The sequence below is a fragment of the Castellaniella sp. genome, assembly GCF_049673105.1.
Taxonomy (GTDB): domain Bacteria; phylum Pseudomonadota; class Gammaproteobacteria; order Burkholderiales; family Burkholderiaceae_B; genus Castellaniella.
Window position 1 is genome coordinate 1 of record NZ_JBATXG010000025.1, and the last position, 21647, is coordinate 21647.

Here is a 21647-nt window from a genome sequence, read left to right on the forward strand (position 1 = left end):
GGAACTTCAATGCCGGCATCCGGCACGACCGTGCCAGAAGCGACAGCCTCAGCAGCGGGACGATCGCCGGATACGACGCCAGCCACAACAGCGTGAACGTCGGCGCCATGTACATCAGCGACTACGGCGTCTCGCCTTACGTCAGCTATTCTGAATCCTTCAAACCCATCGCAGGCGCGGACGGCCACGGCAATGGCTATCAACCCTACGAGGGGAGACAGAAGGAAGTCGGTATCAAGTTCGAACCCGACTGGCTGGACGGCACCCTGACCCTGGCCTATTTCGACATTGAAGAAAAGAACGCCCTCGTCACTGACGCATCCAACATCCAGTCACAGAGCGGCAAACGCACCAACAAGGGCCTGGAACTGCAGGGGGATTTCAGGATCACGCCACGCACCGGACTGAAAGCCACCTATACCTACAACCATTCCCGCCAGGACATCGATGGTGGACGCACTATCCGCACACCGATGATCCCTCGTCATCAGGCCAGCCTATGGGTCGACCACCGTTTCGACATGCCTCGCGGCGGCACGCTGACGGTCGCGGCCGGCGCGCGCCACAACGGCGCGACGGACGATCAGAAAACCTATCCCGGCGAAACCGTCCCCGGCTACACGCTGTTCGACCTGATGGCGCGCTACCGGATCGACCGCAACTGGGCCGTGCAGCTGAACGCGCGCAATCTGACGGACAAAACCTACATCAGCGGCTGCGACTTCTACTGCTACTACGGCGGCGAACGCACCATCGATCTGCAGTTGCAGTATCAATGGCACTGAGCGTGGCCCCCGCGTGGGGCCATCCCAAGCCCGCGGAGTCCGTTGCATGGACTCCGCGCAGCTTGTTCACGGTCGCCTTCCTGGGCATCGCCGCCGGCCTGCAAATGGCCGACATGGGGGTTCAGGCGGTCTCTCTGTCCGCCATCCAGAACAGCTTCGGCGTCAGCGATGCCGCACTGGGTGCGCTGCAAGGGCTGGCCGGCATCCTGATCGCCAGCGCGCTGGCGATCCCGCTGTCGCGCTTCGCGGACCGCTACTCGCGCAAGCGGGTGCTGCTGTGGCTGATCGCCGCCTCGTCCGCCCTGATGGCGCTCAGTGGGATTGCGCACGAATTTCCGCTCTTTTTCATCGGCCGGTCGGCGGCGGGCATCACCGAATTCGCCATGGTGCCGCTGGTCTACTCCATGATTCCCGACTTGGCGCCGGAACGGCACCGTGTCGCCGCCAACCTGAGCTTCGCAGCCCTGATGGCAGCCGGGGCGAGCAGCGGCTTCTATTTCAGCGGCGCCATCCTGTCCACCGCACAGGGCCTGTTTCCCTTGGGCGCAGAACCCTGGCGCAAGGCCTTCCTGCTGCTCGGCATGGCCGGCCTGCCCCTGCTGGCGCTTGGCGCTCTGACGGCGGATCCTATCCGGCGCATCACAGCCGTCGACGCCGCAGCGCCGCCCTCGCTACGCGCCTTCTTGTGGCGCCGCTGGCGAGCCATCGGCCTGTTCGTCGGCGTGGCCGGCTGCCTGATCGTCGCCGTGCAAGCCCTGAACCAACTGATCGCCCTGGCGCTGGAACGCAGATTCAACGCCACGCCTGGCGAGATCGGTCACGCCACGGGGCTGATCATCCTGCTGTCCAGCATCGGATGCCTGCCCGTCGCGGGGGTGCTGGATCGCGTCATCGCCCAGCGAATCGGCCAGGCGGCCCGGCCCTTGATCATGGGCCTATCGGTGCTCATGACGATTCCGGCGCTCCTGCTGCTGAGCACCGCGCAGACACTTGACCACGCCTTCATCACTGTCGGCATCTTTCTGTTCATGACCTGCACGGCCAACGCCCTGGTGCCCACCATGCTGCAGGATCTGGCGCCCGCCCCCTTGAGGGCGCGCTGCTTCGCCATCTGGAGCTTCGTCGTCTCGATGTTCGGCGCATCCGGCCCGCTGCTGGCGGGCACGCTGTCGGACTGGCTGCTTCAGAGGCACATGCTGCACGCCATCGCCGCCGTCGCCGCCCCGGCGCTGACGATCTCGGCCATTTGCGCCCTACGGTCCTTTCTGCAGACACTGAAGGAACACAGGCTGGCGACGGCGCGCCCCGCCTAGGAACCGTCGCTGCCGTCCCGAGGCACCGGCAGCCCCACGCAATGGCAGGCAAAGGCCCAGAACAGCGCCGCCTGCGCGAACGCACTGTCGCGGTCGTCGCTTTGCTGGTGGCCGCTGTCCGGATCCAGCAGCAGCACCGCCGGCTTGCCGCCGATGCCGCGATACCGGATGTTCGCCAGCAACTTGGCCGGCTCCCAATAAGGCACGCGATCATCCTTCAGCCCCGCTGTACACAGGACAGGCGGATAAGCAGCCTGGGCGACGTTTTCGTACGGCGAGATCCCGGCGATATAGTCGTAGGCCTGGGGGTCCGACAGCGGATCACCCCAATCGGGGCGCAACAAGGGCACCAGCGGGTGATCCGCATCGCTCATGGTATTGAGCATGTCGACAAACGGCACCTGGGCGATCACGCCCGCCCAGAGCGACGGCTCGATGTTCATGGCGCCGCACACCAGCAGCCCGCCGGCGGACACGCCCTGGGCGACGATTTTGCCCGGCGCGGCATAGCCGATGTCCAGCAGATGGCGGGCGCACGCGATGAAATCGATCATGGAATTGCGCTTCTTGTCGCGACAGCCGTCCCGATACCAGCGCCCGCCCTTCTCCGACCCGCCGCGCACGTGCGCAATCGCGTAGCGGAACCCGGCATCGACCAGCACGGTCGCGGGCAGGGAAAAGCTCGGTTCGCTGGCAATGCCGTAGGCACCATAGCCCGTCAACAGCAAAGGCGTCGGCCCGACCGCACGTTTGTCCCGACGGGACAGCACGGTGATGGGGACGGTTTCCCCGTCGGGCGCCCGCGCCTGAAGGCGCTCGACGCCGTACACGGTCGGGTCGAAGCCACCCAGCTCAAGCGGCCCTATGGCATTGCGCCGCCCGCTTGCAAAATCGATGTCCATCCAGCGCGGCGGCTGCGCAGGCGTCTGATGCACAAAGCGCACTTGAGGGGCGTCATATGGCTGAGATGGCGCCAGATCGATGGTGTATGCGGGATCATCGAAACCAAGCGTCGTCTCCCGCCCGTCCGGATACGTCAGCACGAGGCGGCGCAGTCCCTGTTCACGTTCCATCCGCACCAGCGCTTCGGCAAAGGGCCGCACGGCAAGGATGGGAATCCCGGCGCGATGCGGCACCAGTTCACCCCGGACTGCGAACGTCTCCGGGTCCAGGTGCTGCAGCTTGCGGTCGACGGCGCCATCCGCATCGCTCAGCATCAGCAGTTCGCCATTCCATTCGTCCACCTCGTAGCGAACGCCGCGCTGACGCGGACGCACCACCTTGGGCGGATCGGTGTCGGCTCCGGCAGCAATCAGCCGGACCTCGCCGATATCCGGGCCGGCCAACGTCAGCGCGACAAAGCCGCCTGCCGCTGTGCGCGCGACCTGCATGAAGATCGAGGGATCGTGCTCTTCATGAACCAGCACCGCCTCGCCACCCTCGACCGCCGAGCGGTACAAGCGCGTCGGTCGGCTGTGCGCATCGCGCCAGATCCAGAACAGGTGACGGGACGACGGCGAGAACACCAGGCCGCCATACCCGAAGGCATCCGATTGGACTAGGACGCGGACGACGCCGGTGTCCATGTCCAACAGGCAAATCCGGTGGCGATCATCCCCGATCACGTCTTCCGCCCAGGCAAAGTAGCGGTCATCGGGACTGTGTTGATGAGCCGTGGCGCGGTAGTAGGCTTGCCCCACGGCGCGCTCGGACTCGTCCAGCAGCACCTGTGCCTGCCCATCCGCCCCCGTGCGAGAAAAGATGCGCCACGCACCGCCCGCCGGCACCCTGGATTCGTAACGCCATCCCGTGGACGCCGCCGGTCCCGGTTCGTACCGTTCGGGCGTGCGCGCCGACATCCGGGCGCGAAACCAGGCTGCATCATCAGTCAGAGGCTGCAGGATGGCATCTGCATATCGCCTTTCGGCTTCCAGATGCTCTCGCAACGGCGATGGCAGTCCATCCAGCGCTCGCACACCCTGTGACGGTATGAACTTCATCCAGGCATAGGGATCATTACGCTGACGTCCAAGCTGCTGAACGACATGCTCTTCTCGCGGCGCCACAGGGGGAGGCACGTCAGGCCAGGATCCCAGGGGGATGGACGCCCGTATCGGGGTCAATGCTGCCGCCGGAACCAGTTCAACACCGCATCCAGGGGGCTGACGTTCAGGGCAAAACGCGCCTGGGCGCGCACCACGGGTTTGGCGCGATACGCGACGGAATAATGCGCCAGCGCCATCATCGGCAGGTCGTTGGAGCCGTCGCCCATCACGATGATTTGTTCGGGCGTCGCGCCCAGCGACTGCGCCAGGGCTTGCAAGTGGCGGGCCTTGGCCGCGCCATCCACGATGTCGCCCAGCACGCGCCCGGTCAGCACGCCATCGACGACCTCCAGGGTGTTGGCGTGGGTCTGATCCAGCAGCAAGCCCTTGCGCAGGCGTTCCGTGAAAAACGTGAACCCGCCCGAGACCAGCAGGGTTTTCAGCCCATGCGAACGGGCGGCGTCGATCAGCGCCTCGGCGCCTGGATTCAAACGCAGACGCTGGGTAAAGACGTCTTCCAGCGCCGATTCCGGCACGCCTTTCAGCAAGGCGACCCGGCGCTGCAGGCTTTCGGAGAAATCCTTGATTTCGCCCCGCATGCTGGCTTCGGTGATGGCGGCGACCTCGGCCTTACGGCCTACGGCATCGGCGATCTCGTCGATACATTCGATGTTGATCAGCGTGGAATCCATGTCCATCGCCAGGATCTTGCAGTCGGCCAGCCGGTGAATCGCATCCAGCCAAGCGGCATCCATACGAGCCGTCTGCGCCAGGGGCATGATCTCGTCGCGGGTGGACGGGTCCACGTTCAACAGACGGATTGCAGTGGGACTCAGTTCCTGCACGCCTTCGGCGCAGGCGACCGCCGCCAACCGTTCAACGTCCGCCGCCAGCAGATGAGGCGCCTGCAAGATAATGTGTGCCATGAATCCAGTCTCCGCAACAATGCGCGGCCATTTTACCCGGCCAGCACAGCAGCGCGTGAACGGCTGGATCCCGCCCGCCTGGGCAGCGCTGGAAAATGGCGCCTAGCGCCGCCGCTTCATCATGTAGCGCCAGACAAAGCCCGGGTACGCCAGCACCAGAAACAGCGCCAGCGTGACGGCATAGAATTCCCAGCGCTGGGCAAAGGCATTGCCCATGTCCAATTCCATCGTGAATCCCAGCGTGCCGATCAGCACGTAGCCGACCATGACTTCCAGGAAACGATCGATGAAGGGTTTGCCCGAGGCCGATCCGGATTTCCCGGCTGCTTTGGGACCGGTTGCCGCATCGGGCGCCGATGCGACCGGATGCGTCTTGTGCGCCATCTGCCCTGGCAAATACAAGAGCAGCGCCGCCAAGGCGATGCTGACGAACAGCTTCATCGCAAAAAACGCGCTGCCGACCCCGATGAAGGCGCCACCGGCCAGCCGGACCGTACCCCAGGACCACAAGGCCAGCAGCCCCACGAATCCCAGGCCGATCACCCAGCGCAGCAGACCGCCAAAAGACCGGGACGCCCGCCCCCAAGGCCAGGGGGCCAGAGGGCGTTCGATCAGAAACGGCAGATTCGCCAGCACCAGAGCGCCCAGAATCACCAACCAGACCGCAAGTGTCAGGGTCATGCCACCCAGGCCTTTAGAAGCTCAGGGACTGCTGAATGACGCTGATGCACAGCGTCATCAGACCGCCGGGCAGAATGCCAAGGCCGATCACCAACAGACCGTTCAGCGACATCACCCCGCGGGTGACCGCCGAGCCGGAACTGAGCGTGACACCGTCTTCCGGTTCGTCGAAATAGGCCATCTTGACGACACGCAGATAGTAAAAAGCACCGATCACCGACATCAGCACGGCAAACACCGCCAGCGGCACATGACCGGCGCCGATCAGGGCCTGCAACACCACGAGCTTGGCATAGAAGCCCGACAGCGGCGGAATCCCGGCCAGCGAGAACATGGACAGCAACAGCACGCCGGCCAGCAGCGGATTGCGGCGGTTCAGGCCCTTCAGGTCGGAGATTTCCTCGCACTCGAAGCCCTGGCGCGACATCAGCATGATCAGGCCAAAGGTGGACAGCGTCGTCAGCACATAGATGACGATGTAGAACAGGGACGAACCGTAGGCTGCCGCGCTGGCGCCCGCCTGGCCTTCGAACACGCCCGACAGCAGACCCAGAAAGACAAAACCCATGTGCGAGATGGTCGAATAGGCCAGCATGCGCTTGAAGTTCGTCTGCGCGATAGCGACGATATTACCGATAGCCAGCGACAGCGCCGCCATGATCAGCAGCATGGGCTGCCAGTCGATGGCGATCCCGTGCAAGGCCTCGATCAGCAGGCGCAGGGTGATGGCGAAAGCGGCGAATTTCGGCGCAGCCCCCACCAGCAGCGTGACCGTGGTCGGCGCGCCCTGGTAGACGTCGGGCGTCCACATATGGAAAGGCGCAGCGGTCAGTTTGAACGCCAGGCCGGACACGATGAACACCACGCCGAACACCAGCGGCAGACGCTGCGCGCCGCCGTCGCGGATCACCTGGGCGATTTCCGCCAGGCCCAGCTGACCGGTGGCGCCATAGATCATGGACATACCGTACAGCAAGATGCCGGAAGCCAGGCAACCCAGCACGTAGTACTTCATGGCGGCTTCGGTCGCCGGCAGGTGATCACGGCGCAGCGCCACCAGCGCGTACAGAGCGAAGGACATCAATTCCACACCCAGATACACGGTCAGCATGCTGCCAGCCGAGATCATGATGAATTCGCCCAACAGCATCAGCAGCGTCAGGGAATAGAGTTCCCCGCCCCTGGCCAGCATATCGCGTTTTTCGGCGTAGGCGCGACCGTAGATCAGCGTGACGGCCACCGCGATGGCCGACAGGATCTTCAGGAAGTGAGCCAGGGAATCGGTGACGTACAGACCGCTGAAGGTGCGGCCCTGTACGCCCTCGCCCCACTGCCCCCAGGACACCAGGACGGCCACCAGCAAGGTGCCCATCGTCAGCATGAAGGTCATGCGCCGCTGGGGTTCTTTGCCGAAAGCGTCGATCAGCAGCACCGCCCCGGTCAGCACCAGCAGAACAATCTCGGGGGTCGCCAGCGCGAAGTCGAAAAGATTTTGCATCGTGATTCCGGTCTACAGTTTCGTTTGAGCAACGTGATCCATCAGCGCCTGCACTGAGGGGTGCATCAGATCGGTGAAGAAGCTGGGGTAGATCCCCATGAACAGCGTGAAGATCGCCAGCAGGCCCAGGATCAGGAATTCCCGGCGGTTGATGTCCTGCATGCCGTCCACCTGCTTATTGGTCACCGGCCCGAAGGCCACGCGCTTGAGCATCCACAGGGAATAGCCTGCCCCCCAGATCAGGGCGGACGCCGCCAGCAAGCCGATCCAGAAGTTGTACTGCACGGCGCCCAGGATGACGGTGAATTCGCCCACGAACCCGCTGGTGCCCGGCAGGCCGGCATTGGCCATGGAAAACAGCACGAAGAAGGTCACGAAACGCGGCATGCGATTGACGATGCCGCCATAGGCGTCGATGCGGCGCGTGTGCAGCCGGTCGTACATGACGCCGATACACATGAACATGGCGCCCGACACGAAGCCGTGCGAGATCATCTGGATGATGGCGCCTTCCAGGCCGGTGACGTTGAAGACGAAAAAGCCCAGAGTGACGAAGCCCATGTGCGCCACGGACGAATACGCCACCAGCTTTTTCATGTCGTCCTGGACGATGGCGACCAGGCCGATATAGATCACGGCCACCAGCGACAGGGCGATCATCATCCCCGCCAGGCTATGAGAAGCATCCGGTGCGATCGGCAGCGAGAAGCGCAGGAAGGCATAAGCCCCCAGCTTCAGCATGATGGCGGCCAGTACGATGGACCCGCCCGTGGGGGCTTCCACGTGGGCGTCCGGCAGCCAGGTGTGGATCGGCCACATCGGGATCTTGACGGCGAACGCAGCGAACAGGGCCAGGAAGATCAGGATCTGTTGCGTGTAATCCAGCGGCAGTTTGTGCCAGGTGGCGATATCAAACGAGCCACCCGACGCATTCCACAGGTAGATGAAGGCGATCAGGGTCAGCAGCGAACCCAGCAGCGTATACAGGAAGAACTTGAACGCGGCATACACCCGGTTCGGACCGCCCCAAGCGCCGATGATGATGTACATCGGGATCAGGGTGGCTTCGAAGAACACATAGAACAGCATGCCGTCCAGCGCGCTGAAGACACCGATCATCAGCCCCGACAGGATCAGGAACGCAGCGTTGTATTGCGCGACGCGGGATTTGATGACTTCCCAGCCGGCCAGGATCACGATGATGGTGATGAAGGCCGTCAGCAGCACGAACCAGATCGCGATCCCGTCGATGCCCAGGTGGTAGTTCAGATTGAAGGCTTCGATCCAGGGGGTGTTCTCGACGAACTGCATGTCCGCCGTCTTGGAATTGAAGCCCGTGTACAAGGGAATCGTCACCAGCAGGCCGACGATGGACCCGATCAGGGAGAGCACCCGGGCCGGACCCGGATTATCGTCCCGACCGACCAGCAGCACCAGCAGCCCGAAGATGATCGGGACGAAGATCGACAGAGTCAGCCAGGGGAGTGTAGAAGACGCCATTTCGCTAGCCATCAATGAACCATCAGGACGAAGAATGTGAGAAACACCATGATGCCGATGATCATGGCGAAGGCGTAGTGGTAGATGTAGCCGGACTGCAGCAAGCGCGTGGTGGCTGCAGCCGCCCCCACCAGGCGCGCGCTGCCGTTGACGACCAGACCGTCGATGATGCCGCGGTCGCCACCCTGCCACAGGCCGTGGCCCAGGCCTCGGATGAAGCGAGCGAGAACCTGCTCATTGAACCAGTCGAAGTAGTACTTGTTGTCCAGCAGACGGTAGATCGGGGCGAACGCGCGGGCAAACGCCGCCGGCACCGCCGGATTGATCAGCCAGCAATACCACGCCACCACCAGGCCGGCCAGCAGCAGCAGGAACGGCAGCGCCGTCAGGCCATGCAGGCCGAAGCCCACCCAACCGTGCCATTCCTCGGCCAGGGCCGCCATCGCCGGGTGCTGTGCCAGCACGGTGATGGATTCGCCGAAATAGCCGTTGAACAGCAAGGGATCGACGAACCAGACGCCCGCCACGACCGACATGATGGCCAGGAGAGACAGCGGCAGCGTGACCACCCAGGGCGATTCCTTGGGCTTGTTGCCATGCAGGGAATGGATGGCCGGACCATCGCCGTGGTTTTCCCAGTGGCCTTCGCCGTGGGCGTGGTCATGGCCGTGATCGTCATGATCCGGGTAGCGTTCCTTGCCGTGGAAGACCAGGAAGTACAACCGGAAGGAATACAGCGAGGTGACGAACACGCCGGACAGCGTCAGCGCATAGGCGAAGCCGGCGCCGGGGATGTTCGCTGCGGCAACCGCCGAAATGATGCTTTCCTTGGAATAGAAGCCCGAAAAAAACGGCGTGCCCACCAGCGCCAGCGTGCCGATCAGCATGGTGATCCAGGTGATCGGCATGCGCTTCCACAGGCCGCCCATGTGGCGCATGTCCTGATCGTGCATCATGCCCATGATGACCGAGCCGGCCCCCAGGAACAGCAGGGCCTTGAAGAAAGCGTGCGTCATCAGGTGGAAGATCGCCACCGAATAGGCGGATGCGCCCAGCGCCACCACCATGTAGCCCAACTGCGACAGCGTGGAATAAGCCACGACGCGCTTGATGTCGTTCTGCACCACGCCCAGGACACCCAGGAACAGGGCGCCGAAAGCACCGATCACCAGAATCACCGACAGCGCGGTTTCGCTCAGTTCGTACACCGGCGAAAACCGGGCCACCATGAAAATCCCGGCCGTCACCATGGTGGCGGCGTGGATCAGGGCGGAAATCGGGGTCGGGCCTTCCATGGAATCCGGCAGCCAGACGTGCAGAGGGGCCTGGGCCGATTTACCCATGGCGCCCACGAACAAGCACAAGCAGGCGACCGTCAGCATCTGCCAGTCTGTACCTGGAAAGACGACGGAACCCAGCTGGTCGGCCTGGGCGAAGACCTCGCCGTAGTTCAGGCTGCCGGCGTAGGTGTACAGCAGGCCGATCCCCAGGATGAAACCGAAATCCCCCACCCGGTTGACCATGAAGGCCTTCAGGTTGGCGAACACGGCAGACGGCTTGGAGTAATAGAAACCGATCAGCAGGTAAGACACCAGGCCGACCGCTTCCCAGCCGAAGAACAACTGCAGCATGTTGTTCGCCATCACCAGCATCAGCATGGAAAACGTGAACAGGGAAATATAGGAGAAGAACCGGTTGTAGCCGGGGTCTTCCGCCATGTAGCCGATGGTGTAGATGTGCACCATCAGCGACACGCTGGTGACGACCACCATCATCAAGGCCGACAGGGGATCGATCAGGAAACCGATCTCGTATTTGATCGAGCCGATCATGGACCAGGTGTAGATCGTGCCGTCGAAGGTCTGGCCGTCCAGCACTTGCTGCAACACGACCAGCGAGCCGACGAAGGACACCGCCACCCCCAGGACAGCCAGGGTATGCGTCGCCCGGCGGCCCAACCACGAACCCATGAAGCCCGTGGCGAAAAATCCGATCAGCACAGCCGTCGCCAGAGGCGCCAGGGCGATCAACAGATAGAGACTTTGCGCAGTCATGACGCCCTTACCCCTTCAGCTGGTCCAGCTTGTCAACATTGAGAGTGCTGAGATTGCGGAACAGCAGCACCAGAATGGCCAGCCCGATGGCGGCCTCGGCGGCAGCCACCGTCAGCACGAAGAACACGAAGACCTGCCCGGCGGGATTGCCCGACCAGACGGAAAAGGCCACGAAGTTCATGTTGGCCGACAGCAGAATCAGTTCGATCGACATCAGCAGCACAATCAGGTTGCGCCGATTCAGAAAAAACCCGAACACGCCGATGGCGAACAGGATCGCCCCTACGATCAGGTAATGGCTCAGTCCGATTTGCATCATTTTTCGGCTCCTTCGGATTCGGCGGCAGGCGTATCGACCACGGCAGGCATTTTCACGACCCGGATGCGGTCGGCAGCCGTCACGCGCACCTGCTTGTTGGGATGGGTGCGTTTGAAGTCGCTACGCGTGCGCATGGTCAGCGCGATGGCGGCGATCATCCCCACCAGCAGGATCAGGCCGCCGATCTGCACGGCATAGGCGAAATCCGTGTACATGGCGGTACCCAACACCAGGGTGTTGTCGATATTGTCGGCAGGCTGGGGCAAGGCCGGGGCGTCGCCCCAGGAACGCAGCACCACAAAGGCCATTTCCAGCACCATGACGCCGCCGATGATCAGCCCCAGCGGCAGGTAGATCTTCAGGCCGCTTTTCAGGCCTTCCAGGCGCATGTCCAGCATCATGACCACGAACAGGAACAGCACCATGACCGCGCCGACATAGACGATGACCAGCGCCAAGGCCAGGAATTCGGCCTGGATCAGCATCCACATCATGGACGCCGTGAAAAAGGTCAGGATCAGGTGCAGCACCCCGGTGACGGGACTGGTGGCCGTGATCACGCGAAACGCGGCCACGACCAGCACGATGGCCAGCAGATAGAACAAGATTGCATCAAAACTCATGTCGGTCTTCCGGCATCAACGATAAGGCGCGTCGGCGGCGCGACGGGCAGCGATTTCCGATTCGTAGCGATCACCCACGGCCAGCAACATGTCCTTGGTGAAATACAGATCGCCGCGCTTCTCGCCGTGGTATTCGTGCAAGTGCGTTTCCACGATGGCATCGGTCGGACAGGCTTCTTCGCAGAAGCCGCAGAAAATGCATTTCGCCAGATCGATGTCGTAGCGCGTGGTGCGGCGACTGCCGTCCTCGCGCTGTTCGGATTCGATGGTGATGGCCAAGGCCGGACAAACGGCTTCGCACAGTTTGCACGCAATGCAGCGTTCTTCGCCGTTTTCATAACGACGTTGCGCGTGCAGTCCGCGGAACCGGGGCGACGTCGGCGTCTTTTCCACCGGGTAGCGCAGCGTGATCTTGCGCTTGAAGAAGTATTTGCCCGTCAGGCGCATGCCTTCGAGCATTTCCTTCAGCATCAGGCTGCCAAAGAAGTCCTTGATTGCTTCCATGATGTACCCCTTACTGCCAAATGTTCCACGGCGTCTGCATCCAGATCGCCACGACCACCAGCCAGATCCCCGTCAGAGGGATGAAGACCTTCCAGCCCAGACGCATGATCTGGTCATAGCGGTAGCGCGGGAAGGTGGCGCGGAACCAGATGAACATGGACACGACGACGAAGGTCTTGAGACCCAGCCAGAGCCAGCCCGGCACCCAGGTGAAGGGCGCGATGTCCAGCGGCGGCAACCAGCCGCCCAGGAACATGACCGCCGCCATCGCCGACAGCAGGATCATGTTGGCGTATTCACCCAGGAAAAACAGGGCAAAACCCATGCCGGAATATTCCACCATGTGACCGGCGACGATCTCGGATTCGCATTCCGCCATATCGAAAGGATGGCGGTTGGTTTCCGCGACCGAGGCGATCACGTAGATGATGAACAACGGCAACAGCGGCAGCCAGTTCCAAGACAGAATACCGACGCCACGGTCGGCGAACCAACCCATGCTCTGCCCCTGCACGATGCCGGACAAGTTCAGCGTGCCCGACACCAGCAGCACCGTGACCAGCACGAAACCGACGGCCAGTTCGTAGGACACCATCTGGGCGGATGCCCGCAGCGCCGACAGCAGCGCGTATTTGGAGTTCGACGCCCAGCCCGCCATGATCACGCCATAAACGCCCACGGACGTAATGGCCAGAACGAACAGCAGCCCGGCGTTGATGTTGGCCAGCACGACGTCGGGCTGGAACGGGATCACCGCCCAGGCCGCCAAGGCCGGCGTCAACGTGACCACCGGAGCCAGAATGTACAGCACCGGATTGGCCTTGGACGGCACGATCAGTTCTTTGGTCAGCAGCTTGAAGACGTCGGCAAAAGGCTGCAGCAGGCCGCGGTAGCCCACGCGATTGGGCCCCAGGCGCACGTGCATGAAGCCGATCATCTTGCGTTCCCAGTACGTCAGGTAGGCCACGCACAGAATGATGGGCACCGCGATGACGACGATCTTGACCAGGGTCCAGACGACCAGCCAGGGCGTTTCGCCGATCAGGCCGGCGCCATAGGCGTTCAGGATATTCAACCAGTCCATTAGCGTCGCTCCAGCTGGATGGCGCCCGAGCCCATGCCCAGGGCGGCGGTCTGTTCAAAGGCGCCGGCGATCCGCACGGCGCCGTCGGCCACGGTATCGTCCAGGGCGGCGGTCAGATCTGCTGCGCCGTGGGCGGTCGACGCCCGCACGGCATCGCCCGCCGACAGGCCCAGGGCCTGCAGCGTGGCGGCATTGGCAGCGGCCTGCGGCGGCGCGGAATTGACGTGTTCCTGCAGCGGTTGAGACCGGCGCACCAGTGCATCGGTGCGATAGATGGGCAGTTCTGCGACCCGTTCGATCTCGGCGCCCGGCGTCACCGTACCCGGCGTTTTGCGGATCACGTTGGACAGGCGGCCATCGACGCCGCCCACCATCACCGTGTCGCGCACGGATTCGGACGTTTCGTCGTCAAAACCCTGCAGGCTGAGCAGATTGCCCAGCACGCGCAGCACCTTCCAGGCCGGACGCGTATCGCCCACCGGAGCGGACACGCCCTTGAAGCTCTGGACGCGGCCTTCGGCATTGACGAAGGAACCGGAGGTTTCCGTGAACGGCGCGATGGGCAGCATCACATCGGCCCAGTCTTCGGCGGCGGATTTGAAGGCGGTGAAAGCCACGGCCATGGCCGACCCCTGCAGGGCGCGCACAGCGCGTTCGCCCAGGTCGCTGTCCAGGCGCGGTTCGGCATGCAGCACCAGATAGGCCTTCAGGGGATCGCCACTGAGCATGCCCCGGGCATCCAGGCCGCCGTCGGCAGGTACGGCGCCGGCCAGATAGCCGCCCACCGTATTGCCGCCCGAGGTGAGGAAGCCGAATCGCCCCCCGCACAGGCGGGCGATTTCTTGCGCATTGGCGGCCAGATGCCCCACCTGATCGTCACTGACGGCCAGGTTGCCCAGGAAGATCCCCACATTCTGGCCCGATGCGAGGCTCTCGGCGATCTGCTGGGCCGCAGCGCCAGCCTGCACGGCGGCCAGGCCTTCGGGCACCGGCTGCGATTTCAGACCTGCCAGAGCGACGACGACTTCGCCCAGCGCCTGGACCAGGCCGGACGGTTTGACCGTCATGCGGCCCGTGACCGGCACCAGCGGATCGGCGGCCACGCTGTCCACCAGGGACAGTTGCATGCCGTGTTTGGCGGCCTGGCGCAGACGCTGCGCCATCAGGGGATGATCTTTGCGCAGGAAGGAACCCACAACCAGCGTGCGGTCCAGGGTGTTCAAGTCGGCGATCGGCATGCCCAACCAGGGCGCGCCGCTGCGCACCGCATCCAGGGCCGCGCCGTCACCGCGCAGGCGGAAGTCGATATTGTCCGACCCCAGGGCGCGCGTCAGACGCGCCAGCAGGGCCAGTTCTTCCAGGGTGGCGGTCTCGGCGCCCAGCGCGCCGATCTGCGCGCCGTTGCCGTCTTCACGCACCTGATTCAGACCGGTCACGACGGATTGCAGGGCATCCGTCCAGGAAGCCTCGTGCCACTGACCGTCGCAACCGCGCACCATGGGGTGCTGCAGGCGGTCTTCAGAGTACAGGCCGGCGTAAGAGAAACGGTCTCGGTCGCTGATCCAGCATTCGTTGACGGCTTCGTTTTCGAACGGCACCACGCGCAACACGCGGTCCATCTTGGACTGCACCACCAGATTGGCGCCCACGCTGTCGTGCGGGCTGACCGAGCGGCGGCGGGCCAGTTCCCAGGTACGCGCGCTCATCATGAAGGGCTTGGACAGCAGCGCCCCCACCGGACAGACGTCGATCATGTTGCCGGACAGTTCGGATTCGACGGCCTCGCCCACGAAGGTGGTGATTTCCGAGAATTCACCCCGGTTGAGCATGCCGATTTCCATGATGCCGCCGATTTCCTGGCCGACCCGCACACAGCGGGTGCAGTGGATGCAGCGCTGCATCTGTTCGGCGGAAATCAAGGGGCCCATGGGCTTGTGGAAGACCACGCGCTTGGTTTCCTTATAGCGCGAGGCGGATTCGCCATAGCCCATGGCCAGATCCTGCAGCTGGCATTCGCCGCCCTGATCGCACACCGGGCAATCCAGGGGGTGGTTGATCAGCAGGAATTCCATCACGGCGCGCTGGGCTTCGACGGCCTTGGGTGAATGGGTGTGCACCACCATGCCCTCGGTCACGGGGGTAGCGCAGGCCGGCAGCTGTTTCGGGGCCTTTTCGACCTCGACCAGGCACATGCGGCAGTTGGCGGCAATGCTGAGTTTCTTGTGATAGCAGAAATGCGGGATGTACAGCCCCGCCGAGTGCGCAGCCTGGATGACCATGCTGCCTGCTTCGGCTTGAACCTTCAGCCCGTCGATGGTGAGTTCTACCATGGCGTGTCCTGACCCTACAGATACTTGGCGACCACACAATCCTTGTGGTCAACGTGGTGGACGAATTCGTCGCGGAAATGCTTGATGAAGCTGCGTACCGGCATGGCGGCGGCGTCGGCCAGGGCGCAAATCGTGCGGCCCATCATGTTGTGCGCCACCGAATCGAGTGTGTCGATGTCTTCCATCGTGCCCTGACCGTTTTCCATGCGCTGCATCATGCGGTACAACCAGCCCGTGCCTTCGCGGCAGGGCGTGCACTGGCCGCAGGATTCTTCCATGTAGAAGTAGGACAAGCGCATCAGCGATTTCACCATGCAGCGGGTTTCGTCCATGACGATGACCGCGCCCGACCCCAGCATGGAACCGGCCTTGGCGATCGAGTCGTAATCCATATTGGTGTTCATCATGATGTCGGCAGGCAGCACCGGAGCGGACGAACCGCCGGGAATGACGGCTTTCAGCTTGCGCCCGCCCTTCATGCCGCCGGCCAATTCCAATAATTTGGAGAACGGCGTGCCCAGCGGAATTTCGTAGTTGCCGGGCAATTCGACGTCGCCGGACACGGAAAAGATTTTCGTCCCGCCGGCCTTGTCGACGCCCTGTTCCAGGTAGGCCTGAGCCCCCATCTGGAAGACAAAGGGCACGGCGGCAAAGGTTTCCGTGTTGTTGACGGTGGTGGGCTTGCCGTACAGGCCGAAGCTGGCCGGGAACGGCGGTTTGAAGCGCGGCTGGCCCTTTTTGCCTTCCAGGGATTCCAGCAAGGCGGTTTCTTCGCCGCAAATGTAGGCGCCAAAACCATGATGCGCGTGCAACTGGAAGGAAAAACCCGAACCCAGGATGTCATCGCCCAGAAAACCGGCCTGGCGGGCCTGTTCCAGGGCCTCTTCGAAGCGGTTGTAGACCTGGAAGATTTCGCCGTGAATGTAGTTGTAGCCCACGGACGAACCCATGGCGAAACCGCCGATGATCATGCCTTCGATCACGGCATGCGGGTTGTAGCGCAGCAGGTCGCGGTCTTTGAACGTGCCTGGCTCGCCCTCGTCGGAATTGCAGACCACATATTTCTGGCCCGGCAGATTGCGCGGCATGAAGGACCATTTCAGGCCCGTCGGAAAGCCGGCGCCGCCCCGGCCACGCAGGCTGGACGCCTTCAGTTCGGCGATCACGTCGTCCGGCGTCATGCCGGTGGTCAGGATTTTCTTCAGGGATTCATAGCCGCCGCGGGCGATGTAGTCCTGGATGCCCCAGTTGTTGCCGTCCAGCCCCGCCAACAGGTGCGGCTGGATATGACGACCGTGAAAAATCATGCTGCGGGCGGTATCGTCGCCCAGCGCCGGATTCAGCGCATCCGAGCCGTACTTCTGCAAAACATCCAGGGCGCTCATGCCGACTCCTTCAAATCACGGATCAGGGCGTCGATCTTTTCTGGCTGCATGCGGCAGCACATGTGCTTGGCGTTGGCGATCATCACCGGCGCATCGCCGCAGGCACCCATGCATTCGCCTTCCAGCAGGGTAAACAGGCCATCCGGCGTGGTTTCGTGAAAGCCGATGCCCAGCTTTTCCTTGAGGTATTCAGCCGACTGCGTCCCGCCCTGCAGAGCACAGGGCAGATTGGTGCAGATGGTCAGGGTGAAGCGCCCCACCGGCTGGGTGTTGTACGAGGAATAAAAGGTCGCGATTTCCTGGACCGCAATCGGCGGCATGTCCAGATAGGCGGCCACGTCGCGGATGACTTCGGGCGACGTCCAGCCCTTTTCGGTCTGGGCGATGGTCAAGGCGGCCATCACGGCGGATCGTTTCTGGTCCGCCGGGTATTTGGAGATTTCCCGGTCAATGTCCCGGTAGGCTTGTTCGGAAAGCAGCATCGTCATAGTCCTGTGGTGTCCGGGCGGTTAGCGGTCGATCTCGCCAAACACGATGTCCTGGGTGCCGATGATGGTCACCACGTCGGAAATCATGTGGCCCTTGGACATTTCTTCCAGTGCATGCAGGTGGGCGAAACCCGGCGCGCGGATCTTCATGCGGTAGGGCTTGTTGGCCCCGTCCGACACCAGATAAATCCCGAATTCGCCCTTGGGGTGTTCCACGGCGGCGTAGGCCTCGCCTTCGGGCACGTGCATGCCTTCGGTGAAGAGCTTGAAGTGGTGGATCATGTCTTCCATGCCGGTCTTCATGTCTTCGCGTTTGGGCGGCGCGACCTTGTGGTTGCCGGTGATCACGGGGCCGGGATTATTGCGCAGCCATTCGACGCACTGTTTGATGATGCGGTTGGATTGGCGCATTTCCTCGATGCGGCACAGATAGCGGTCGTAGCAATCGCCGTTTTTGCCCACGGGGATGTCGAAATCCATCTTGTCGTAGACCTCGTAGGGCTGCTTTTTACGCAGATCCCATTCGATGCCGGAACCGCGCAGCATGGGGCCGGTGAAGCCCAGCGCCAGCGCGCGTTCGGGCGACACGACGCCGATGTCCACCAAACGCTGCTTCCAGATGCGGTTTTCCGTCAGCAGGACTTCGTATTCGTCCACACAGGCGGGGAAGCGGTTGGTGAAGTCCTCGATGAAGTCCAGCATCGACCCGGAACGCGATTCGTTCATGGCCCGCAGTTCTTTATCGGAACGGTATTTCGAGCCTTTATACAGCGGCATGGTATCGGGCAGATCGCGGTACACGCCGCCGGGCCGGTAGTAAGCCGCGTGCATGCGGGCACCGGAGACGGCTTCGTAGCAGTCCATCAGGTCTTCGCGTTCGCGGAAGGCATACAGGAACACCGCCATGGCGCCCACGTCCAGCGCATGCGAACCCAGCGACATCAAGTGGTTCAGGATGCGGGTGATCTCGTCGAACATCACGCGGATGTACTGCCCGCGTTCCGGCACCTGGATGCCCAGCAGCCGTTCGACCGCCAGGCAATAGGCGTGTTCGTTGCACATCATGGACACGTAGTCCAGACGGTCCATATAGGGCAAGGTCTGCAGGAAGGTGCGGTGTTCCGCCAGTTTTTCGGTGGCGCGGTGCAGCAGGCCAATGTGCGGGTCGGCGCGCTGGACGACTTCGCCGTCCAGTTCGAGCACCAGGCGCAACACCCCGTGCGCTGCCGGGTGCTGCGGGCCGAAGTTCAGGTTGTAGTTCTGGATTTCTGCCATGTCAGTACCGTTCTATGCCGTAGTGGTCTTCCCGCACCACGCGGGGGGTGATTTCGCGGGGTTCGATCGTGACGGGCTGATATACGACGCGTTTCTGTTCGGCGTCGTAACGCATTTCCACGTGCCCGGAAATCGGGAAGTCCTTGCGGAAGGGGTGGCCGATGAAGCCGTAATCCGTCAGGATGCGACGCAAGTCGGGGTGGCCTTCGAAGACGATGCCGTACAGATCGAAGGCTTCGCGCTCGAACCAGTTGACGGCGGGCCAGACGTCCACCAGCGACGCCACCACCGGGAATTCGTCATGTTCGGCGTACAACCGCACCCGCAGGCGCCAGTTGTGCGTGACCGACAGCAGATGGATGACCACCGCGAAACGGTGCGGATGGGCGTGGCTGTAGCCGGCTGAATAGGTGGGGGCCTTCCAGGCGGAATAGTCCACCCCGCACAAGTCCATACAGGATTCGAAGCGCAGGCTGGTATGGTCGCGCAACGTGCGGCAGGTATCCGCCCAGGCGGACTGGGGCAATTGCAGCGTCAGTTCGCCCAGGGATTCGGTCAGGTCGACGGAATCCCCCAGGACAGTGCGCAAATTGGTTTCTAAGGTCTGTAGCCGTGTCATATGCAGATCGTCAGAGTCGGATCGGGTTGGATGTGCGCCGGGCGGACGGGCGCCGGCTTGCCGGCGGGCCCTGTCCGGCGCCCCACGCTATCGCGCAATGGTGTTGGTCAGGCGGATCTTGTTTTGCATCTGCAGCAGACCGTAGACCAGGGCTTCCGCTGTGGGCGGACAGCCCGGCACGTAGACATCCACAGGCACGATGCGGTCGCAACCGCGCACGACGGAATAGGAATAGTGGTAGTAACCACCGCCATTGGCACAGGACCCCATCGACACGACCCAGCGCGGTTCCGGCATCTGATCGTAGACCTTGCGCAGGGCCGGTGCCATCTTGTTGCACAGCGTGCCGGCCACGATCATCAGATCGGACTGACGCGGGCTGGGGCGAAAGATGATACCGAACTGATCCAGGTCGTAGCGCGCTGCGCCCGCATGCATCATTTCGACCGCGCAACAGGCCAGACCGAAAGTCATCGGCCATAGCGAACCCGTCTTTGCCCAGTTGAGGAATTTATCCGCACTGGTGGTCATGAAGCCTTTTTCCATGACGCCTTCAACAGCCATTTTGCTCACCCCCAATTATTCCCAGTCCAGGGCGCCGCGGCGCCATTCGTAGATGAAGCCCACCGTCAGGATGCCCAGGAAGATCGCTACTGCCCAGAACCCCACCATGCCGACGGCGCCGTTGGCCATGGCCCAGGGGAATAAAAAGGCGATTTCCAGATCGAACATGATGAACAGGATCGCCACCAGGTAATAGCGCACGTCGAATTTCATGCGTGAATCACCAAAGGATTCGAAGCCGCATTCGTAGACGGACAGCTTTTCAGCGTCGGGCACGTTGCGGCCCAACAGGCGCCCCGCTGCCAGCAGAGCCGCGCCAATCAATGTGGCGACGATGATGAAAAGCAGCACAGGAAAGTACTGTTCCAGGTTCATGGATGGCCCTGCCTCAGAAGATCAAACTACGGGATTGTAGCATTTCGACAAGCGCCGGCGCCGGGAAAACCCGGAGCGGAAACACATTTGACCCGCATCAATTCAGCTAAGCACGGAAAGGCTGTCAGACGCCTGAAAAGGCGCAGGAAAATGCCCGGACGCTAGGAATGCCTGCGGTGTGCCACATCGGCTTCCAGCAGCATGCGCACGTAACGGGTGTAGGGGATGCCCCTGGCCTTGGCGCGCGCTTTGACCGCGTCCAGCAATGCCGCCGGCAGACGCATGTTCAGGGATGCGGATTTGGGTTCCAGTTCGAAGTGCATGGGCTTGAAGCCAGACAGGTCGTATTCCGACAAGTCGGCGTTGGCAACGAAGTCCTCTGCGTCTTCATCACTGCGCAGGACGGGTATCGGTTTGAGTCTGGTGCTCATAATACGCAACCTCTTTTGCATGCATGTAGCGGGCACTGATGGGACGGATCTTCAGCCGCCCACCCACGACCCGCAGCATGAACACCAAAAACACATACCGCCCGGCCCATGTTCTTCCGATGGCTCGCTGGCGCGGCTCGCCAGGATAGGGGTCCGGCTGGCATGCGGGCGCTCCCAGCATCACTTGCTCCATTTCCACTCGGGAAACGCCGTGCTTGCCGCATTTAGGCCAATTGCCAGCATCCCAATCGAAGCCTGTGATCTTCATTCAGCTTACGTCTTTGTGTAGACAAAAGCAAAACAAACCCGTTCACGGGACGAAAGGCCCCATGATGATCGAGCCACCTGTCGGGGACCAGACCGCAGAACTACGAAGGGATGGAAATGTCAGCCTGAAAGGATGAGCAAGAGCCGATCTTGCCTGACGCAGATGTAAAAAAGCCCGCCGCGCAAAATGCGGGGCGGGCTGAGCGGACGGGATTGTCCGGCTCGAGCTGCTGTTACAGCACGTTGGGATACTGATTATCTTCACCGGCTGACAACAGACCGGCGTGCTTGGCTTCCTTCAACTCGTTCAGGACCTGGGCGCGGGTCAGGGACGGGTCTTCGGACTGAAGCTGCGGATAATCGTTTTGCTCACCTGCGTAAACCAGACCCTGGGACTGCGCCACACGCAGTTCCTGGACGACTTCAGTACGCGTCTGGGTGCTGGGCGTCACGATTTCGGGGTAGGAGTTGTCTTCGGCTTGCGCGATGCCTGCGGAGGCAAGGCCCAGAGACAGGATGGCAACGGAGGCGGCGGTAGCGACTTTCATGATGGTTTCCTTCACGTTCAAGTGTGTGTCAGA

The 21647-nt window shown here is 62.5% G+C and carries 22 protein-coding genes; 2 read left to right on the plus strand and 20 right to left on the minus strand.

The features are described from left to right. On the plus strand, positions 1 to 785 hold a 785-nt coding region (locus tag WBF69_RS09685; protein ID WP_424263604.1), incomplete at its 5' end, for a TonB-dependent siderophore receptor. Between the two features lie 62 nt (positions 786 to 847). Further along, the gene (locus WBF69_RS09690; RefSeq protein WP_424263606.1) at positions 848 to 2098 is read left to right on the plus strand and encodes an MFS transporter; all 1251 of its coding nucleotides are present in this window, start codon (positions 848 to 850) and stop codon (positions 2096 to 2098) included. Here the strand turns inward: WBF69_RS09690 and WBF69_RS09695 are convergent. From WBF69_RS09695 to WBF69_RS09790, 20 genes are all read right to left on the minus strand, one after another. Next, positions 2095 to 4176: a S9 family peptidase gene (locus WBF69_RS09695; protein WP_424263608.1), complete on the minus strand. Its 2082-nt coding sequence runs from the start codon at positions 4174 to 4176 to the stop codon at positions 2095 to 2097. The two genes, WBF69_RS09690 and WBF69_RS09695, sit on opposite strands and share 4 nt — an antisense overlap. A gap of 41 nt (positions 4177 to 4217) precedes the next feature. Continuing rightward, the gene (gene serB, locus WBF69_RS09700; RefSeq protein WP_424263610.1) at positions 4218 to 5069 is read right to left on the minus strand and encodes a phosphoserine phosphatase SerB; all 852 of its coding nucleotides are present in this window, start codon (positions 5067 to 5069) and stop codon (positions 4218 to 4220) included. A 102-nt stretch (positions 5070 to 5171) separates the two neighbouring features. Further along, positions 5172 to 5750: a DUF2818 family protein gene (locus WBF69_RS09705; RefSeq protein WP_424263612.1), complete on the minus strand. Its 579-nt coding sequence runs from the start codon at positions 5748 to 5750 to the stop codon at positions 5172 to 5174. 13 nt (positions 5751 to 5763) lie between these two features. Next, positions 5764 to 7248: an NADH-quinone oxidoreductase subunit NuoN gene (gene nuoN, locus WBF69_RS09710; RefSeq protein WP_424263613.1), complete on the minus strand. Its 1485-nt coding sequence runs from the start codon at positions 7246 to 7248 to the stop codon at positions 5764 to 5766. 12 nt (positions 7249 to 7260) lie between these two features. After that, positions 7261 to 8748, minus strand: a complete 1488-nt coding sequence (locus tag WBF69_RS09715; RefSeq protein WP_424263615.1) for an NADH-quinone oxidoreductase subunit M — start codon at positions 8746 to 8748, stop codon at positions 7261 to 7263. Between the two features lie 11 nt (positions 8749 to 8759). Next, positions 8760 to 10802, minus strand: coding sequence for an NADH-quinone oxidoreductase subunit L (gene nuoL, locus WBF69_RS09720; protein WP_424263617.1), 2043 nt, complete (start codon positions 10800 to 10802; stop codon positions 8760 to 8762). 7 nt (positions 10803 to 10809) lie between these two features. Further along, positions 10810 to 11118 (minus strand): NADH-quinone oxidoreductase subunit NuoK, encoded by a 309-nt coding sequence (gene nuoK / locus WBF69_RS09725; protein WP_323017007.1) that lies wholly within the window; start codon positions 11116 to 11118, stop codon positions 10810 to 10812. Continuing rightward, positions 11118 to 11744, minus strand: coding sequence for an NADH-quinone oxidoreductase subunit J (locus WBF69_RS09730; protein ID WP_424263619.1), 627 nt, complete (start codon positions 11742 to 11744; stop codon positions 11118 to 11120). The genes nuoK and WBF69_RS09730 overlap by 1 nt, the downstream gene beginning before the upstream one ends. A 15-nt stretch (positions 11745 to 11759) precedes the next feature. Continuing rightward, positions 11760 to 12248: an NADH-quinone oxidoreductase subunit NuoI gene (nuoI, locus tag WBF69_RS09735; protein ID WP_424263621.1), complete on the minus strand. Its 489-nt coding sequence runs from the start codon at positions 12246 to 12248 to the stop codon at positions 11760 to 11762. Between the two features lie 10 nt (positions 12249 to 12258). Continuing rightward, the gene (nuoH, locus tag WBF69_RS09740) at positions 12259 to 13332 is read right to left on the minus strand and encodes an NADH-quinone oxidoreductase subunit NuoH (RefSeq protein WP_424263623.1); all 1074 of its coding nucleotides are present in this window, start codon (positions 13330 to 13332) and stop codon (positions 12259 to 12261) included. Beyond that, positions 13332 to 15662, minus strand: a complete 2331-nt coding sequence (gene nuoG, locus WBF69_RS09745; RefSeq protein ID WP_424263625.1) for an NADH-quinone oxidoreductase subunit NuoG — start codon at positions 15660 to 15662, stop codon at positions 13332 to 13334. The genes nuoH and nuoG overlap by 1 nt, the downstream gene beginning before the upstream one ends. 14 nt (positions 15663 to 15676) lie before the next feature. Next, positions 15677 to 16969, minus strand: a complete 1293-nt coding sequence (nuoF, locus tag WBF69_RS09750; RefSeq protein ID WP_424263927.1) for an NADH-quinone oxidoreductase subunit NuoF — start codon at positions 16967 to 16969, stop codon at positions 15677 to 15679. A 74-nt stretch (positions 16970 to 17043) separates the two neighbouring features. Beyond that, a complete protein-coding gene (gene nuoE / locus WBF69_RS09755; RefSeq protein ID WP_424263929.1) occupies positions 17044 to 17526 on the minus strand; it encodes an NADH-quinone oxidoreductase subunit NuoE in 483 nt (160 codons plus the stop codon). A 30-nt stretch (positions 17527 to 17556) separates the two neighbouring features. Beyond that, positions 17557 to 18810, minus strand: a complete 1254-nt coding sequence (locus WBF69_RS09760) for an NADH-quinone oxidoreductase subunit D (RefSeq protein ID WP_424263627.1) — start codon at positions 18808 to 18810, stop codon at positions 17557 to 17559. 1 nt (position 18811) lies between these two features. Further along, positions 18812 to 19429, minus strand: coding sequence for an NADH-quinone oxidoreductase subunit C (locus WBF69_RS09765; protein ID WP_424263629.1), 618 nt, complete (start codon positions 19427 to 19429; stop codon positions 18812 to 18814). An 87-nt stretch (positions 19430 to 19516) separates the two neighbouring features. Continuing rightward, positions 19517 to 19993, minus strand: a complete 477-nt coding sequence (locus WBF69_RS09770) for a NuoB/complex I 20 kDa subunit family protein (protein ID WP_066457841.1) — start codon at positions 19991 to 19993, stop codon at positions 19517 to 19519. A gap of 15 nt (positions 19994 to 20008) precedes the next feature. Then, positions 20009 to 20368, minus strand: coding sequence for an NADH-quinone oxidoreductase subunit A (ndhC, locus tag WBF69_RS09775; RefSeq protein ID WP_298013747.1), 360 nt, complete (start codon positions 20366 to 20368; stop codon positions 20009 to 20011). Between the two features lie 161 nt (positions 20369 to 20529). Then, the gene (locus tag WBF69_RS09780) at positions 20530 to 20799 is read right to left on the minus strand and encodes a BrnA antitoxin family protein (RefSeq protein ID WP_424263632.1); all 270 of its coding nucleotides are present in this window, start codon (positions 20797 to 20799) and stop codon (positions 20530 to 20532) included. Continuing rightward, positions 20759 to 21067, minus strand: a complete 309-nt coding sequence (locus WBF69_RS09785) for a BrnT family toxin (RefSeq protein WP_424263634.1) — start codon at positions 21065 to 21067, stop codon at positions 20759 to 20761. The genes WBF69_RS09780 and WBF69_RS09785 overlap by 41 nt, the downstream gene beginning before the upstream one ends. A gap of 232 nt (positions 21068 to 21299) precedes the next feature. Continuing rightward, positions 21300 to 21614, minus strand: a complete 315-nt coding sequence (locus WBF69_RS09790; RefSeq protein ID WP_424263636.1) for a DUF4148 domain-containing protein — start codon at positions 21612 to 21614, stop codon at positions 21300 to 21302. Positions 21615 to 21647 lie beyond the last annotated feature (33 nt).